This window comes from Salmonella enterica subsp. arizonae, assembly GCF_008692845.1.
Lineage (GTDB): Bacteria > Pseudomonadota > Gammaproteobacteria > Enterobacterales > Enterobacteriaceae > Salmonella > Salmonella arizonae.
On record NZ_VXJW01000001.1, the window covers coordinates 586903 to 602755 of the forward strand.

General features: G+C 52.9%; 15 protein-coding genes, 2 pseudogenes and 1 other annotated feature. Of the genes and pseudogenes, 12 read left to right on the forward strand and 5 right to left on the reverse strand.

The features are described 5' to 3' along the window. The first annotated feature begins 314 nt into the window (after nucleotides 1–314). A complete protein-coding gene (locus tag F4V61_RS03050; protein ID WP_000548612.1) occupies nucleotides 315–566 on the forward strand; it encodes a YciN family protein in 252 nt (83 codons plus the stop codon). A 163-nt stretch (nucleotides 567–729) separates the two neighbouring features. On the opposite strand, the gene sohB is transcribed toward F4V61_RS03050, so the two are convergent. Then, nucleotides 730–1776 carry a protease SohB gene (gene sohB, locus F4V61_RS03055; protein ID WP_000422085.1) on the reverse strand — a complete coding sequence of 349 codons (1047 nt, stop codon included), beginning with the start codon at nucleotides 1774–1776 and terminating at the stop codon, nucleotides 730–732. A 237-nt stretch (nucleotides 1777–2013) separates the two neighbouring features. Between sohB and F4V61_RS03060 the strand changes: the two genes are divergently transcribed. Both F4V61_RS03060 and cobO read left to right on the forward strand, forming a co-directional pair. Continuing rightward, nucleotides 2014–2775, forward strand: coding sequence for a YciK family oxidoreductase (locus F4V61_RS03060; protein ID WP_000559304.1), 762 nt, complete (start codon nucleotides 2014–2016; stop codon nucleotides 2773–2775). Further along, nucleotides 2772–3362, forward strand: coding sequence for a cob(I)yrinic acid a,c-diamide adenosyltransferase (gene cobO, locus F4V61_RS03065; protein WP_001278861.1), 591 nt, complete (start codon nucleotides 2772–2774; stop codon nucleotides 3360–3362). The genes F4V61_RS03060 and cobO overlap by 4 nt, the downstream gene beginning before the upstream one ends. Before the next feature lie 94 nt (nucleotides 3363–3456). Here cobO and rluB read toward each other — a convergent pair whose 3' ends face one another. Together rluB and F4V61_RS03075 are read right to left on the reverse strand one after the other, a co-directional pair. Then, nucleotides 3457–4332, reverse strand: coding sequence for a 23S rRNA pseudouridine(2605) synthase RluB (gene rluB / locus F4V61_RS03070; protein ID WP_001291229.1), 876 nt, complete (start codon nucleotides 4330–4332; stop codon nucleotides 3457–3459). 206 nt (nucleotides 4333–4538) lie between these two features. Then, on the reverse strand, nucleotides 4539–4835 hold the full coding sequence (locus F4V61_RS03075; protein WP_038395912.1) for a hypothetical protein: 297 nt from the start codon (nucleotides 4833–4835) through the stop codon (nucleotides 4539–4541). Between F4V61_RS03075 and F4V61_RS03080 the strand changes: the two are divergent. Then, nucleotides 4791–5012, forward strand: a pseudogene (locus F4V61_RS03080) (transposase); the annotation flags it as partial. The gene F4V61_RS03075 and the pseudogene F4V61_RS03080 sit on opposite strands and share 45 nt — an antisense overlap. A 599-nt stretch (nucleotides 5013–5611) precedes the next feature. Beyond that, nucleotides 5612–6778, forward strand: a pseudogene (locus F4V61_RS03095) (IS3 family transposase). A 25-nt stretch (nucleotides 6779–6803) separates the two neighbouring features. On the opposite strand, the gene F4V61_RS03100 reads toward F4V61_RS03095, so the two are convergent. Both F4V61_RS03100 and rnm read right to left on the reverse strand, forming a co-directional pair. Further along, nucleotides 6804–7424 (reverse strand): L-threonylcarbamoyladenylate synthase, encoded by a 621-nt coding sequence (locus F4V61_RS03100; protein WP_038395911.1) that lies wholly within the window; start codon nucleotides 7422–7424, stop codon nucleotides 6804–6806. A 7-nt stretch (nucleotides 7425–7431) separates the two neighbouring features. Further along, nucleotides 7432–8313 (reverse strand): RNase RNM, encoded by an 882-nt coding sequence (gene rnm, locus F4V61_RS03105; protein ID WP_072159196.1) that lies wholly within the window; start codon nucleotides 8311–8313, stop codon nucleotides 7432–7434. A 122-nt stretch (nucleotides 8314–8435) separates the two neighbouring features. Between rnm and trpL the strand changes: the two genes are divergently transcribed. The 7 genes from trpL (at nucleotide 8436) to F4V61_RS03140 (ending at nucleotide 15769) form a co-directional block, all read left to right on the forward strand. Continuing rightward, complete coding sequence (trpL, locus tag F4V61_RS03110) at nucleotides 8436–8480, forward strand: trp operon leader peptide (protein ID WP_071820962.1); 45 nt, start codon at nucleotides 8436–8438, stop codon at nucleotides 8478–8480. Continuing rightward, nucleotides 8457–8551 (forward strand) — a sequence feature (Trp leader region). Its footprint overlaps the gene before it by 24 nt. A gap of 22 nt (nucleotides 8552–8573) precedes the next feature. Continuing rightward, nucleotides 8574–10136, forward strand: a complete 1563-nt coding sequence (locus F4V61_RS03115; RefSeq protein ID WP_079799098.1) for an anthranilate synthase component 1 — start codon at nucleotides 8574–8576, stop codon at nucleotides 10134–10136. Then, entirely contained in the window at nucleotides 10136–11731 is a 1596-nt protein-coding gene (gene trpD, locus F4V61_RS03120) for a bifunctional anthranilate synthase glutamate amidotransferase component TrpG/anthranilate phosphoribosyltransferase TrpD (RefSeq protein WP_038395910.1), read from the forward strand. Before F4V61_RS03115 ends, trpD begins: the two co-directional genes overlap by 1 nt. A gap of 3 nt (nucleotides 11732–11734) precedes the next feature. After that, complete coding sequence (trpCF, locus tag F4V61_RS03125; RefSeq protein WP_038395909.1) at nucleotides 11735–13093, forward strand: bifunctional indole-3-glycerol-phosphate synthase TrpC/phosphoribosylanthranilate isomerase TrpF; 1359 nt, start codon at nucleotides 11735–11737, stop codon at nucleotides 13091–13093. 9 nt (nucleotides 13094–13102) lie between these two features. Beyond that, nucleotides 13103–14296, forward strand: coding sequence for a tryptophan synthase subunit beta (gene trpB / locus F4V61_RS03130; RefSeq protein WP_080161176.1), 1194 nt, complete (start codon nucleotides 13103–13105; stop codon nucleotides 14294–14296). Beyond that, a complete protein-coding gene (trpA, locus tag F4V61_RS03135; RefSeq protein WP_079833317.1) occupies nucleotides 14296–15105 on the forward strand; it encodes a tryptophan synthase subunit alpha in 810 nt (269 codons plus the stop codon). The genes trpB and trpA overlap by 1 nt, the downstream gene beginning before the upstream one ends. Before the next feature lie 481 nt (nucleotides 15106–15586). After that, nucleotides 15587–15769, forward strand: coding sequence for a general stress protein (locus F4V61_RS03140; protein ID WP_000807657.1), 183 nt, complete (start codon nucleotides 15587–15589; stop codon nucleotides 15767–15769). The last annotated feature ends 84 nt before the right edge of the window (nucleotides 15770–15853 follow it).

Genomic DNA, 15853 nt, shown 5'->3' on the forward strand with positions numbered 1-15853 from the left:
TGCGTCTGCGGATATCAACCCCTTGTACTGGCTTTGTGTACGAAATGTAATACTCAGGTGACTGAGTTAACAGGCTTTTTTGCACACACGCGCTATAGCACGACGGAATTTTGGTCGAATGTCAAGCAATTCTGTTGCCAGATTGACGAAAGCGTCACACTGTACCTGATAAAATTCGATACGCAACTTTATTAGCATGCAAAAACAAATCTTGCCAGTGAACGCGACATGACAAATACACCAATTTCCTACGAGAATATTTGCCCATCAGAAGTGCTCAGCGTAGACTAATCTCCTTGTTTAAGGAGTAAAAAATGCATAAAGAGACGCAACCTATCGATCGCGAAACATTGTTGCTTGAAGCCAACAAAATTATTCGGGAACATGAAGACACGATGGCAGGTATTGTCGCCACTGGCGTGACGCAGAAAAATGGCGTGCTGGTTTTCAGCGGCGATTACTTTTTAGACGAGCAAGGGCTACCGACCCCTAAAAGCACTGCGGTATTTAATATGTTTAAACACCTCGCTCATGTGCTGTCTGAGAAGTATCACCTGATTGATTAATCCGTGCCGGATGGCGGCCTACATTGCTTATCAGGCCCGGGACCCGACATCTTATAGGCCGAATAAAACGCTTGTACCGCCACCCGGCGCTGAATGCCTGATGGCGTTGCGCTTATCAGGCCTCCGAGGCAGGTCTTTTTCCAGGCCGGATGGCAATGGCAGTTTACATCAATGGCTTTTGTCCACGCTGCCACCAGCGCAGCAGCAGCCGATCCGCGCTTTCCGCCGCGCTGCCGGTAACACGTTCGATCAGTTTTTTACGCTGCATATAGCGCACATTCAGTACCTCTCGCCCGTCCATCAGACCGAGAATTACCTCATCGCTGGTATTAATTTCATCAACCAACCCTTTCTTCAGCGCCTGCTGACCGTACCAGTGTTCGCCCGTGGCGACCTGTTCAATGTCCAGAGTTGGACGCATCCGCTGAACAAAATCTTTAAACAGATGGTGCGTTTCGTTGAGATCTTCACGAAACTTCTGCCGCCCTTCTTCCGTATTCTCGCCTAACAATGTCAGGGTACGTTTGTACTGTCCTGCGGTATGTAGTTCAATATCAATGTCTTTGCTTTTCAGGAAACGATTAAAGTTCGGGATTTGCGCTACAACACCAATGGAGCCCACAATAGCGAATGGCGCCGCGACAATTTTCTCCGCCACGCAGGCCATCATGTAGCCTCCGCTCGCCGCAACTTTATCCACCGTCACGGTTAGCGGAATATTTTTATCGCGCAGGCGCTGCAATTGCGATGCCGCCAGGCCATAGCCATGAACGACGCCGCCGGGACTTTCCAGACGCACGACCGCCCGATCGCCTGGTTTTGCCACCGCCAGCACCGCCGTGACCTCTTCACGCAATGCGTTGACTTCGTGAGCATCCATACTGCCTTTAAAATCTATCACCCATACGCGCGGTTTATCCGCTGTCGCGATATCTCCCTGCTTCGCTTTCGCTTTGGCGGCTTTCGCCTCCTGCTTATGCTTTTTTTTCTGCGCCTTATGCCACAGCTTTTGCTGATGGCCATCCATCAGCGCCGCGGCGAGGTCATCCTTCATCTCCTGATACTGCTCGCTCAAATTGGTCACGCGCAGCTCGCCGCGCTGACGTTTGCGTTGCGTAGCGTTTACGATCAGCAGCACAATGACCGCAATGGCCACCACAACGGTGACGATTTTTGCCAAAAATAAGCCATATTCAGACAACAATTCCACGACTCCCACCTTGATTAAATAACGCGACTTACGCTCAGTGTACAACAGGCATCGAAGTCAGTCTCTCTTCATCCGTATGCCTGTTGAGAAAGAAAAAGCATGACAAGGCGTTCATTTTACGGCGTTATCGCTCCAGGCTGATTGCAAAAAGAGGCGCTTTCAGGCATAAACCCGAAAAGTTAACGCAAAGATAAGACAAACTGGCAGGACGATTCACCATGCCGTTGAGGAGTAGCCATGCATTACCAACCGAAGCAAGATTTATTGCAAAACCGCATTATTTTGGTCACTGGCGCCAGCGACGGCATTGGGCGGGAAGCCGCGATCACGTATGCGCGTTACGGCGCAACGGTGATTCTACTGGGACGCAATGATGAGAAACTGCGTCGGGTAGCGCAGCATATTGCTGACGAGCAACATGTTCAACCACAATGGCTTACGCTCGACCTGCTGACCTGCACTGCTGAAGAGTGCCGGCAAGTGGCCGACCGCATCGCCGTACACTTCCCCCGTCTGGATGGCGTACTGCACAATGCCGGGTTATTGGGTGAAATCTGTCCGATGAGCGCACAAGATCCGCAGATCTGGCAGGATGTCATGCAGGTAAATGTTAACGCCACCTTCATGCTCACCCAAGCGCTGTTGCCGTTATTACTGAAGTCCGATGCCGGCTCGCTGGTTTTTACGTCGTCGAGCGTTGGTCGTCAGGGGCGTGCCAACTGGGGCGCCTATGCCGTCTCAAAGTTTGCCACTGAAGGCATGATGCAAGTCCTGGCGGACGAATATCAAAACCGTTCCCTGCGCGTTAACTGTATTAACCCAGGCGGCACGCGCACCAGTATGCGCGCCAGCGCCTTTCCGACGGAAGACCCACAGAAATTGAAAACGCCTGCCGATATTATGCCGCTTTACTTGTGGCTCATGGGCGACGACAGCCGCCGTAAGACCGGTATGACTTTTGACGCCCAGCCGGGCCGTAAACCAGGAATCGCCCAATGAGTGATGAACGCTATCAGCAGCGCCAGCAAAAGGTAAAAGATCGGGTTGATGCCCGTGTCGCCCAGGCACAGGAAGAGCGCGGTATTATTATCGTCTTTACCGGCAATGGTAAGGGTAAAACCACTGCAGCTTTTGGGACTGCCGCTCGCGCCGTGGGGCATGGTAAAAACGTGGGCGTGGTGCAATTTATTAAGGGCACCTGGCCCAATGGCGAGCGTAATCTGCTGGAACCGCACGGCGTCGAATTTCAGGTGATGGCAACGGGATTTACCTGGGAGACGCAGAATCGCGAGGCAGACACAGCAGCATGTATGGCTGTCTGGCAGCATGGGAAACGAATGCTGGCCGATCCACAGCTTGATATGGTGGTACTGGATGAGCTGACCTATATGGTGGCATATGACTATTTGCCGCTGGAAAAGGTCATAAACGCACTAAACGGGCGTCCCTCTCACCAGACAGTGATTATTACAGGTCGTGGCTGTCATCGGGATATTCTTGATCTCGCGGATACCGTCAGCGAGCTGCGTCCGGTTAAACATGCCTTCGACGCCGGCGTAAAAGCCCAGATGGGAATTGATTATTAATGTAGGCCGGATAAGGCGTTTGCGCCGTCATCCGGCATAAACAGCCTTATCTGATTGCGCTACGCTTATCTGGCCTACAGGCGCGCGGTAGAGATTATCCGTTGTTATTACGTCCACCGGAGCGGCGTCCGCCAGCCATCTGGCTGTGGCGTTTTACCGCCCGACGGATCTGGTTCGCTTTCATACGACGACGATCTTTTTCGACGGCAACCTTCGACGAGGTTTCCGGCGGCAGCTCTACCAGATCACGCAGATAGTTCGTTTGCGCGAGATCAAGCTCTGCCCAGCCGCCGCGCGGCAGGCCTTTCGGCAGCAGGATATCGCCGTAACGCACGCGGATCAGACGGCTGACCTGAACGCCCACCGCTTCCCACAGACGGCGAACTTCGCGATTGCGCCCTTCCGTCAGCGTAACGTTATACCACTGGTTAATGCCTTCGCCGCCGCTGAATTTAATGGTTTTAAATGCCGCTGGACCATCTTCCAGTTGTACGCCACGGCTTAAATCACGCAGCTTCGATTCATCCACCTGACCGAATACACGCACGGCATATTCACGCTCAACTTCACGGCTGGGATGCATCAGGCGATTCGCCAGTTCACCGTCGGTGGTAAACAACAGTAGTCCACAGGTATTTACATCCAGACGTCCCACCGCAATCCACCGTGCGCCGCGCAGTTTCGGTAAGCGATCAAAAACGGTTGGGCGCCCTTCCGGATCATTGCGGGTACACAGTTCACCTTCTGGTTTATAATAGGCCAGAACGCGGCAAATTTGTTCCGCCGACTCTTTCACCGAAATCAGATGGCCGTCGATACGGATCTTCAAACCGGGGGTAACTTCAACGCGATCGCCAAGCGTGGCGATTTTACCGTCAACGCTGACACGTCCCGCTTCAATAATGGATTCGATTTCACGGCGAGAGCCGTGGCCGGCGCGCGCCAGCACTTTTTGTAACTTTTCGCTCATAGAGCTTCCTTCAGGTGTCGCCTTCACAGGCGTCGAATTGGCACTAACAAATATATATAAATCAATGAGTTAGCATACTTTACTGAATGTCATTATACGCGATGTTCACCGCATTGTAACCTACTTTGTTGTACAGCGTGTTCACCACCTAAAACTTAGCCCATGATTAATTTTTAAGCAAAAAAAACGTAAGCCCCTTTGATGTATCACCCGCCTGTGCTGCTTTGACCGCTGTTCACAGCCAACGTTAACGACTGTGTAAAAGCATCGGCACTGACCTTAGCATTGAAACCGCTAATAACGCCGGCAATCTCACCAACGAAGCCCGTCACCTGTTTAGCCAGATCTCCTAATACCTCTCCAGGCATTCCAGCAGATTCGGTGATAACTTTTGTGTTCTTCATGAGGTTGTCGCCACCATCAGCGAAGCCTTTCATAAAGCCAGTGAACAGACTGTTATCCGCAAGGTGATTTACACCACCAATGCCATCGAATCGGTGCACCGCCAGTTCAGGAAGCTGACCAAAACCAAAGATGCTTTCCCGAATGAAAACAACCTGTTGAAACTGCTTTATCTGGGTCTGATTAACGCCCCGGAGAAATGGACAATGCCGCTCCAGAACTGGAATTTGACATTGTCGCAGTTAGTCATTTTTTCATTTGCTCCATTGTCGTCTTAATTTTATTTGCAGCAGCCAGGAAAGGCGCTGCGAGAGTGAGAATTCTATTTTCCAGATCATCCAGTACGGCTAATTTCTCTTCATCTGTAAGAAAAGCGTCATTGGTGATGTTTTGAATTTCGTCGTAATACCATTCGCAACATTTGACGTGCTGCGTAAATCGTTTGGTTTGTGTTGTCTGTGTGTGCATTATTCTATGTAACTATCTCCAAAATGTGGAATAATTCATCAAAGCCCCTGGCTCCCGCCATGGTATTATTCATTGCGTTGTATGTGAGGTAGTGGTTTAGTGATTCAAAACCGAGGCTCTGCCATTTTTTCAAATTTGAATCATCCCAGGTGTAAACTTTGCGTTTACGTGGGCGATAATACACTCCGCTTGAATATTCGAGGAGATCATTTAACGCAGCCCACTCTTCCACAGAGGGCGGTTTTGAATAAACTTCTGTCGCTGTTTCGATTAATTCTCCTGGAATTTCCTCAAGATATTTTACATACAGGAGGGAGGGCTTAACTCTGGTGGTGTTTGTAGTGGCACACTGAATTTGGCTACCTGAACAGAGGCGATATGCTCACCTCAGAACAACACAGGTGCTCCAATGAAAAAAAGAAATTTCAGCGCGGAATTCAAACGTGAATCCGCTCAGCTGGTTGTTGACCAGAACTACACCGTGGCAGATGCAGCCAGCGCTATGGATGCCGGCCTTTCCACAATGACGCGATGGGTGAAGCAGTTGCGTGATGCGCGGCAGGGAAAAACGCCTGAAGCCTCTCCCATTACTCCGGAACAAATTGAAATACGTGAGCTGAGAAAAAAACACAACGTATTGAAATGGATAACGAAATACTAAAAAAGACTACCGCGCTCCTGATGTCAGACTCTCTGAACGGTTCCCGATAATCAGGAAACTCAGAGCGCATTATCCGGTGGCCACACTCTGCCACGTGTTCGGGGTTCATCGCAGCAGCTACAGATACTGGAAAAACCGTCCTGAAAAACCAGACGGCAGACGGGCTGTATTACGCAGTCAGGTACTTGAGCTACATGGCATCAGCCACGGTTCGGCCGGAGCAAGAAGCATTGCCACAATGGCAACCCGGAGAGGCTACCAGATGGGACGCTGGCTTGCTGGCAGGCCCATGAAAGAGCCGGGGCTGGTCAGCTGTCAGCAGCCGACTCACCGGTATAAACGTGGTGGTCGTGAACATGTCGCTATCCCTGACTACCCTGAGCGGCAGTTCGCAGTGACAGAGCCAAATCAGGTATGGTGCGGCAACGTGACGTATATCTGGACAGGTAAACGCTGGGCATACCTCGCTGTTGTTCTCGACCTGTTCGCCAGGAAACCGGTGGGCCGGGCCATGTCGTTCTCGCCGGACAGCAGGCTCCCCATGAAAGCGCTGGAAATGGCATGGGAACCCCGTGGTAAGCCCGGCGGTGTGATGTTCCACAGCGTCCAGGGTAGCCACTATACGAGCAGGCAGTTCCGGCAGTTACTGTGGCGATACCGGATCAGACAAAGTATGAGTCGGCGCGAAACTGCCGGGATAATAGCCCAATGGAACACTTCTTCAGAAGCCTGAAAAATGCGTGGGTACCGGTGACGGGTTACATAAGCTTCAGCGATGCGGCCCATGCAATAACGGACTATATCGTCGGGTATTACAGTGTACTCAGGCCGCATGAATATAACGGTGGGTTACCCCCAAACGAATCGGAAAACCGATACTGGAAAAACTCTAAAGTGGTGGCCAGTTTAAGTTGACCACTACAGATACAGACTTACGTCCTTATAAGAAAGGTGTAACGTCGCCGACGCCTGCACGCAGCACCACCGGAGAATCATCGGTTAAATCGATTACCGTGGTAGGCTGCTGTCCAAGGTAGCCGCCATGGATGATCAAATCCACTTGCTTCTCCAGCCGCTCTTTAATCTCCTCCGGGTCCGACTCGGTAAAGTCGCTACCAGGCAGCATCAACGACGTAGAGAGCATCGGTTCGCTCAGCGTATCCAGCAGCGCCAGCGCAATCGGGTTTGACGGCACGCGCAGGCCGATGGTTTTACGTTTTTCCTGTAACAAACGGCGCGGCAACTCTTTTGTCCCCTTCAGAATGAAGGTGTAATTACCCGGCGTATTGTTTTTAATCAGGCGGAACGCCACATTATCCACGAATGAATAGGTCGACAGTTCGGACAGATCGCGACACATCAACGTAAAGTTGTGTCCATCGGGCAACTGACGAATACGACATATACGTTCCATCGCGCCTTTGTCTTCAATTTTACAACCAAGGGCATAACCGGAATCGGTTGGATAGACAATGACCCCGCCTTTACGCACAATGTCGACGGCCTGATTAATCAGCCGTTGCTGTGGGTTGTCAGGATGGATATAAAAAAACTGGCTCATACTTCCCTCACTGTGATATTTGCGGCTGTTCCCATGTCTGCCATACGCCTTCAACGCCAGCGGGCAGCCAGAGTTTACGCCCCAGTTCAATCCACGGGCAGGGCTGATGAAAATCAGATCCAAGCGATGCCCATAAATGATGCTGACGCGCAAGCGTCGCCAGTTGGGTGCGTTCATTGGGCGATTGTTGGCACTGCGCCACTTCCATCGCGTCGCCGTGATGGCTGGCAAAATGCGCCACTAATCTTTTCAGCCACTTAGCGCTAAGGTCGTAGCGTCCCGGATGGGCCAACACCGCCTTACCGCCAGAATGATGAATGACATCAATAGCTTGTTCTATTGTACACCACTGCGGCGGAACGTAACCGGTTTTCCCACGCGCGAGATATTTTTTAAAAACATCCGTCATTGTCGCGGCTTTGCCGCACTCCACCAGAAAGCGGGCGAAGTGACCTCGCGTCACCGCGCCGCCATTCGCCAGTCTCAACGCCCCTTCCCACGCGCCGGGAATATGGGCTTTTTCCAGACGCTCCGCAATGAGCCGACCGCGCGCCTGACGCCGTTGTGTCTGCTGCGCCAGAAAATCGCACATTGCCGGGTGCGCAATATCAATATTCAGACCCACAATGTGGATCTCATGATTTTCCCAGACCGTTGAAATCTCCACGCCGGGAATAAGATTCAGGGCCAGTCCTGAACGTGAAATTTCTTCTCTTGCCGCAGGAATCGCGGCTGTGGTGTCATGATCGGTAATCCCCAGCGTGCCGACTCGCATCTCTACCGCACGGTGTACTAACGTTTCTGGCGTCAACAGTCCATCGGACGCCGTGGTATGACTGTGCAGATCGTAAATCACTGCGTAATTCGTGTCGCTCAAGGCGGCTCCCATAGAGATAAAAGGTGTGTCGTGTACATCATAACGGTTCCGGCAAATATACTGAAATAGGTGTTGACATTACCCCACCGAACTAGTTAACTAGTACGAAAGTTCACATGAATAGGGTATCTAAAATGGCAGCGACATTTGTACTACACGGCTGGTGGCGCACTCCCTGATATCGGGCAGTGTATGACAGCTTTAATAAGCCAAAAGATACCCGGCCCGCCTGTGAAGCGGGCTTTTTTTGAACAAAATTAATGAGAACAACCATGCAAACACAAAAACCCACGCTTGAGCTATTGACCTGCGATGCAGCCTACCGGGAAAACCCAACAGCGCTTTTTCACCAAGTTTGCGGCGATCGTCCAGCAACGCTGCTGCTGGAGTCCGCGGATATCGACAGTAAAGACGATTTAAAAAGCCTGCTGCTGGTGGATAGCGCGCTACGCATCATCGCCTTTGGTGACACTGTCACAATTGAGGCGCTATCCGATAATGGCGCCTCGTTATTGCCGCTACTGGATATTGCCCTGCCCGCTGGCGTGGAAAACGCCTGCCTGCCTGCCGGTCGCGTCCTGCGCTTTCCGCCCGTCAGCCCATTATTAGATGAAGACGCCCGTTTATGCTCCCTGTCGGTGTTTGATGCGTTCCGCCTGTTACAGGAGGTGGTAAACGTACCGACACAAGCGCGGGAAGCCATGTTCTTCGGCGGTCTGTTTGCCTACGACCTGGTGGCTGGCTTTGAAGCGCTTCCACACCTTGAGGCCGACAATAACTGCCCGGACTACTGCTTTTATTTAGCGGAAACGATGATGGTGATAGATCATCGAAAAAAAAGCACCCGCATTCAAGCCAGTCTGTTTACCGCTAATGACGAGGAAAAACAGCGACTGAACGCCCGTCTGGCGCATCTTAGACAACAATTAACCCAGCCTGCGCCGCCGTTGCCGGTGACGCCGGTGCCGGACATGCGCTGCGAATGCAATCAGAGTGATGAAGCGTTCGGCGCGGTCGTGCGTCAGTTGCAAAAAGCCATCCGCGCGGGCGAAATATTTCAGGTGGTGCCGTCGCGCCGCTTTTCGATGCCCTGCCCGTCGCCGCTGGCTGCCTACTATGTACTGAAAAAGAGCAATCCTAGCCCATACATGTTCTTTATGCAGGATAATGATTTCACCCTTTTCGGCGCGTCGCCGGAAAGCTCGCTGAAATATGACGCCGCCAGCCGCCAGATTGAGCTTTACCCCATCGCGGGTACTCGCCCACGCGGCCGCCGCGCCGATGGTACGCTGGACAGAGATCTCGACAGCCGTATCGAGTTGGACATGCGTACCGATCATAAAGAGCTTTCCGAACATCTGATGCTGGTCGATCTGGCGCGCAACGATCTGGCGCGCATTTGTACGCCGGGCAGCCGCTACGTTGCCGATCTGACAAAAGTTGACCGTTATTCGCACGTGATGCATCTGGTTTCTCGGGTCGTAGGCGAACTGCGTCACGATCTCGACGCGCTGCACGCTTACCGCGCCTGTATGAACATGGGCACCCTGAGCGGCGCGCCGAAAGTACGCGCCATGCAACTGATTGCCGATGTGGAAGGACAGCGCCGCGGCAGCTATGGCGGCGCTGTCGGTTATTTCACTGCCCACGGAGATCTGGATACCTGTATTGTTATCCGCTCCGCGCTAGTAGATAACGGTATCGCGACCGTACAGGCGGGCGCAGGGATTGTGCTGGACTCCGTTCCGCAGACTGAAGCCGATGAAACCCGTAATAAAGCGCGCGCCGTATTGCATGCTATCGCCACTGCGCATCATGCACAGGAGACCTTCTGATGGCTGATATTCTGCTGCTCGATAACATCGACTCGTTTACCTGGAACCTGGCAGATCAGTTACGGTCCAACGGCCATAACGTGGTGATTTACCGTAATCATATCCCGGCTCAAACGCTTATCGATCGCCTGGCGACGATGAAAAATCCGGTGCTAATGCTCTCCCCGGGACCAGGTGTCCCCAGCGAGGCGGGCTGTATGCCGGAGCTGCTGACCCGACTACGCGGCAAGTTACCGATCATCGGCATTTGTCTTGGGCATCAGGCCATTGTCGAAGCTTACGGCGGTTACGTCGGTCAGGCGGGAGAAATCCTGCATGGCAAAGCCTCCAGCATTGAACATGACGGTCAGGCGATGTTCGCCGGTCTGGCGAATCCGCTACCGGTCGCGCGTTACCATTCGCTGGTCGGCAGTAATATTCCTGCCGGGCTGACCATTAACGCCCATTTCAACGGCATGGTGATGGCGGTACGTCATGATGCGGATCGCGTTTGCGGTTTTCAATTCCATCCTGAGTCCATCCTGACGACGCAGGGCGCGCGTCTGCTGGAGCAGACATTAGCCTGGGCGCAGCAAAAGCTGGAGCCGACAAACACACTACAGCCGATTCTAGAAAAACTTTATCAGGCGCAGACTCTGACGCAACAAGAGAGCCATCAGTTGTTTTCGGCGGTCGTCCGCGGCGAACTGAAACCTGAACAGCTCGCCGCCGCGCTGGTGAGCATGAAAATTCGCGGCGAACATCCCAATGAAATTGCCGGCGCCGCCACTGCGTTGCTGGAAAATGCCGCCCCGTTCCCGCGTCCGGACTATCTGTTTGCGGATATCGTTGGTACCGGCGGCGACGGCAGTAACAGTATCAATATCTCTACCGCCAGCGCCTTTGTTGCGGCGGCCTGCGGACTGAAAGTGGCGAAACACGGCAACCGCAGCGTGTCCAGCAAATCGGGATCATCCGATCTGTTGGCGGCGTTCGGTATTAATCTGGATATGAACGCCGATAAATCACGTCAGGCGTTAGATGAACTGGGCGTCTGTTTCCTGTTCGCGCCGAAATATCACACCGGATTTCGTCACGCGATGCCGGTTCGCCAACAGTTAAAAACGCGAACCCTGTTCAACGTACTCGGTCCGCTGATCAACCCGGCGCATCCACCGCTGGCGTTGATTGGCGTCTATAGCCCGGAACTGGTGCTGCCGATTGCGGAAACCTTGCGGGTATTGGGCTATCAGCGCGCGGCCGTGGTACACAGCGGCGGCATGGATGAGGTTTCGCTCCATGCGCCGACGATTGTCGCGGAGCTGCATGACGGCGAAATTAAAAGCTATCAACTTACGGCGGAGGATTTTGGCCTGACGCCTTACCATCAGGATCAGTTGGTTGGCGGCACGCCGGAAGAAAATCGTGACATTCTGACACGGTTATTACAAGGTAAAGGCGACGCCGCGCATGAGGCCGCCGTCGCCGCTAACGTGGCGATGCTGATGCGTCTGCATGGTCAGGAAGATCTCAAAGCCAATGCGCAAACCGTGCTTGATGTTCTGCGCAACGGCACCGCATATGACAGAGTCACCGCACTGGCGGCAAGAGGGTAAATAATGCAAACCGTTTTAGCGAAAATCGTCGCAGACAAGGCGATTTGGGTAGAAGCCCGCAAACAGCAACAGCCGCTGGCCAGTTTTCAAAATGAGATCCAGCCAAGTACACGCCATTTTTATGATGCGCTCCAGGGCGCGCGTACCGCCTTTATTCTGGAGTGTAAGAAAGCATCGCCATCAAAAGGCGTGATTCGCGATGATTTCGATCCGGCGCGTATTGCCGGTATTTATCAACATTACGCCTCGGCGATCTCGGTTCTCACCGACGAAAAATATTTTCAGGGGAGCTTCGATTTTCTGCCGGTCGTTAGCCAAAGCGCGCCGCAGCCGATTCTGTGTAAGGATTTTATTATCGATCCCTATCAGATCTACCTTGCCCGTTACTATCAGGCCGATGCCTGTTTACTGATGCTCTCAGTTCTGGATGACGAGCAGTATCGCCAACTCGCCGCCGTCGCGCACAGTCTGAAAATGGGCGTACTCACGGAAGTCAGTAATGACGCAGAACGGGAGCGCGCGATGGCGTTAGGCGCAAAAGTGGTAGGTATCAACAATCGCGATCTGCGCGATCTGTCGATTGATTTGAATCGCACCCGCCAGCTGGCGCCAAAACTGGGCCACGGCGTGACCGTCATCAGTGAGTCCGGAATTAACACTTACGGTCAGGTGCGCGAGCTGAGTCACTTCGCCAACGGGTTTTTGATTGGTTCCGCGTTAATGGCGCATGACGATCTTAACGCCGCCGTCCGTCGCGTGCTGCTCGGCGAAAATAAAATCTGCGGTCTGACCCGCGCCCAGGACGCCAAAGCCGCCTATGACGCTGGCGCCGTCTACGGTGGATTGATTTTCGCTCCCGCCTCGCCTCGTGTCGTCAATATCGACCAGGCGCGGGAGATAATCGCCGCCGCGCCGTTACAGTATGTTGGGGTTTTCCAGGACGCTGATATCGCAGATGTTTGCCAGAAAGCCGCCGTCCTGTCGTTGTCTGCTATACAGCTACACGGCAGCGAAAGCCAGGCGTATGTCAACGCGCTGCGCGAGGCGTTGCCGCGCGATTTGCAAATCTGGAAGGCGCTGAGCGTCGGCGATACCCTTCCCGCGCGCGATTATCACCATGTCGATAAATACATTTTCGACAATGGACAAGGCGGCAGCGGACAACGCTTCGACTGGTCGCTGCTACAGGGGCAACCGCTGGATAATGTGTTACTGGCGGGCGGGCTGGCGGCCGATAACTGTGTCCAGGCGGCGCAAGCCGGCTGTGCCGGTCTCGATTTTAATTCTGGTGTGGAGGCACAGCCAGGCATCAAAGATGCTCGTCTTCTGGCCTCGGTTTTTCAGACACTGCGCGCATATTAAGGAAAAAATATGACAACACTTCTCAATCCCTACTTTGGTGAATTCGGCGGCATGTACGTGCCGCAGATCCTGATGCCTGCGCTGAGCCGGCTTGAAGAGGCCTTCGTCAGCGCGCAAAAAGATCCTGAGTTTCAGGCGCAATTCGCCGATCTGCTAAAAAACTACGCGGGACGTCCCACCGCGCTGACGAAATGTCAGAATATTACCGCCGGTACGCGTACCACGTTGTATCTAAAGCGCGAAGATTTACTGCACGGCGGCGCGCACAAAACCAATCAGGTACTGGGTCAGGCTCTGCTGGCTAAGCGGATGGGTAAAAGCGAGATTATCGCTGAAACCGGCGCCGGTCAGCACGGCGTCGCTTCTGCGCTCGCCAGCGCCCTGCTGGGTCTGAAATGCCGTATTTATATGGGCGCTAAGGACGTCGAGCGCCAGTCGCCAAACGTCTTCCGTATGCGTCTGATGGGCGCTGAGGTGATCCCGGTTCATAGCGGCTCCGCCACGTTAAAAGATGCCTGTAACGAGGCGCTGCGCGACTGGTCCGGTAGTTACGAAACCGCGCACTATATGCTCGGTACGGCAGCAGGCCCGCACCCGTATCCAACGATTGTACGCGAGTTTCAACGCATGATTGGCGAAGAGACGAAATCGCAAATCCTCGACAAAGAAGGCCGTCTGCCTGACGCCGTTATCGCTTGCGTCGGCGGCGGGTCAAACGCTATCGGGATGTTTGCGGATTTTATTAATGACGCCAGCGTTGGGTTAATTGGCGTTGAACCTGGCGGCCACGGTATTGAAACCGGCAAGCATGGCGCGCCGCTTAAACATGGTCGCGTTGGCATCTATTTCGGTATGAAAGCGCCGATGATGCAGACAGCAGACGGACAAATTGAAGAGTCATATTCCATTTCCGCCGGGCTGGATTTCCCGTCTGTTGGGCCGCAACATGCGCACCTGAACAGCATCGGACGCGCGGATTATGTCTCCATTACCGATGATGAAGCGCTGGAGGCATTCAAAACTCTGTGCCGCCATGAGGGAATTATCCCGGCCCTGGAGTCTTCTCACGCGTTGGCGCACGCTCTGAAAATGATGCGCGAGCACCCGGAAAAAGAGCAACTGCTGGTGGTCAGTCTTTCTGGCCGCGGCGATAAAGACATCTTTACCGTACACGATATCCTGAAAGCGCGAGGGGAAATCTGATGGAACGCTACGAAAATTTATTTGCACAGCTCAACGTTCGCCGGGAAGGCGCCTTTGTCCCCTTCGTGACTCTGGGCGACCCTGGCATTGAACAGTCACTGAAAATTATCGACACACTGATTGACGCTGGCGCCGACGCTCTGGAACTGGGGGTTCCCTTCTCCGATCCGCTGGCCGATGGCCCTACCATCCAGAATGCGAACTTACGCGCCTTCGCCGCTGGCGTCACGCCGGCTCAGTGTTTTGAAATGCTGGCGCTGATTCGTGAAAAACACCCAACTATTCCGATTGGCCTGCTAATGTACGCGAATCTGGTGTTCAATAACGGCATAGATGCGTTTTATGCCCGTTGTGAAAAAGTCGGCGTGGATTCTGTGCTGGTCGCGGACGTTCCGGTTGAAGAATCAGCCCCCTTCCGCCAGGCGGCGTTGCGGCATAATATCGCGCCGATCTTCATCTGCCCGCCAAATGCGGATGACGATCTTCTGCGCCAAATCGCATCTTACGGCCGCGGTTATACCTACCTGCTTTCCCGTTCGGGCGTCACCGGCGCGGAAAACCGTGGCGCTTTGCCGCTGCATCATCTGATTGAGAAGCTTAAAGAGTACCATGCCGCGCCTGCGTTACAGGGCTTCGGCATCTCCTCGCCGGTACAGGTGTCTGCGGCCGTTCGTGCTGGGGCGGCTGGCGCTATCTCCGGCTCAGCAATTGTCAATATTATTGAGAAAAATCACGACACGTCTCCAGCCCAGATGTTGGCGGAGCTCAAGTCCTTTGTATACGCCATGAAAGCGGCCAGCCGCGTATAACTGATGAAGCCGTCAACAGAACGCTGGCGGCCTTCAAATTATCGCCTGGCCCTGAACTATGCGATGCTTCAGAAGCACTTCATCAACCTTTTTGGTTATATTCCCGCTCTGGCTTTCAGAAAGCCTTAAGGCGGTTTTAGCTAAGAAAACTCCTAATCACGCCCGTCAATTTATCGTTTTCACGTCAATTTACCCCCTCCTTATGTAAAGAAATGTCAGTAAACGATACGTTAACGTTTCTATTGCCGCAGATAGTGACCCTTGTTATTAATAACAATGCAAAGCATATTCTGTTAAATCGCTTATTCTAAAAGAAAATATAGAATATATTATCTCTAAACCATTTTTTGTGCGTTATTTACGCGGTAAATCACAACTATTTCCGTCAATTTGACTAATCGGTTTAACCAACTAATTTTAATAGGGTGTCGACACGGTTAAAACCGATTTTTTCAGCAAGCAACGAGACAGGAGAAATAATATGGCCGAACATCGTGGTGGTTCAGGAAATTTCGCCGAGAATCGTGAAAAAGCATCTGAAGCGGGCCGCAAAGGCGGTCAGCATAGCGGTGGGAATTTCAAAAACGATCCGCAACGAGCTTCTGAAGCCGGTAAAAAAGGTGGTCAGAATAGTCACGGCGGACGTAAATCCGATAATTCCTGATTTACTGTAATGTAAATATAACACATGCTTTTATCAAGCAATCTGCGAGTCTTCTGGCTCGCAGTATTTTGCCCAGGAGAATTA

What these genes read in the sequence shown, in the direction of transcription:
- trpD (WP_038395910.1), top strand. Translation starts at nt 10,136, where the DNA reads ATGGCTGATATTCTGCTGCTCGATAACATCGACTCGTTTACCTGGAAC.
- F4V61_RS03100 (WP_038395911.1), bottom strand. Translation starts at nt 7,424, where the DNA reads ATGAGCCAGTTTTTTTATATCCATCCTGACAACCCACAGCAACGGCTG.
- F4V61_RS03140 (WP_000807657.1), top strand. Translation starts at nt 15,587, where the DNA reads ATGGCCGAACATCGTGGTGGTTCAGGAAATTTCGCCGAGAATCGTGAA.
- rluB (WP_001291229.1), bottom strand. Translation starts at nt 4,332, where the DNA reads ATGAGCGAAAAGTTACAAAAAGTGCTGGCGCGCGCCGGCCACGGCTCT.
- F4V61_RS03060 (WP_000559304.1), top strand. Translation starts at nt 2,014, where the DNA reads ATGCATTACCAACCGAAGCAAGATTTATTGCAAAACCGCATTATTTTG.
- rnm (WP_072159196.1), bottom strand. Translation starts at nt 8,313, where the DNA reads ATGGGAGCCGCCTTGAGCGACACGAATTACGCAGTGATTTACGATCTG.
- F4V61_RS03050 (WP_000548612.1), top strand. Translation starts at nt 315, where the DNA reads ATGCATAAAGAGACGCAACCTATCGATCGCGAAACATTGTTGCTTGAA.
- trpB (WP_080161176.1), top strand. Translation starts at nt 13,103, where the DNA reads ATGACAACACTTCTCAATCCCTACTTTGGTGAATTCGGCGGCATGTAC.
- F4V61_RS03115 (WP_079799098.1), top strand. Translation starts at nt 8,574, where the DNA reads ATGCAAACACAAAAACCCACGCTTGAGCTATTGACCTGCGATGCAGCC.
- cobO (WP_001278861.1), top strand. Translation starts at nt 2,772, where the DNA reads ATGAGTGATGAACGCTATCAGCAGCGCCAGCAAAAGGTAAAAGATCGG.
- trpCF (WP_038395909.1), top strand. Translation starts at nt 11,735, where the DNA reads ATGCAAACCGTTTTAGCGAAAATCGTCGCAGACAAGGCGATTTGGGTA.
- trpA (WP_079833317.1), top strand. Translation starts at nt 14,296, where the DNA reads ATGGAACGCTACGAAAATTTATTTGCACAGCTCAACGTTCGCCGGGAA.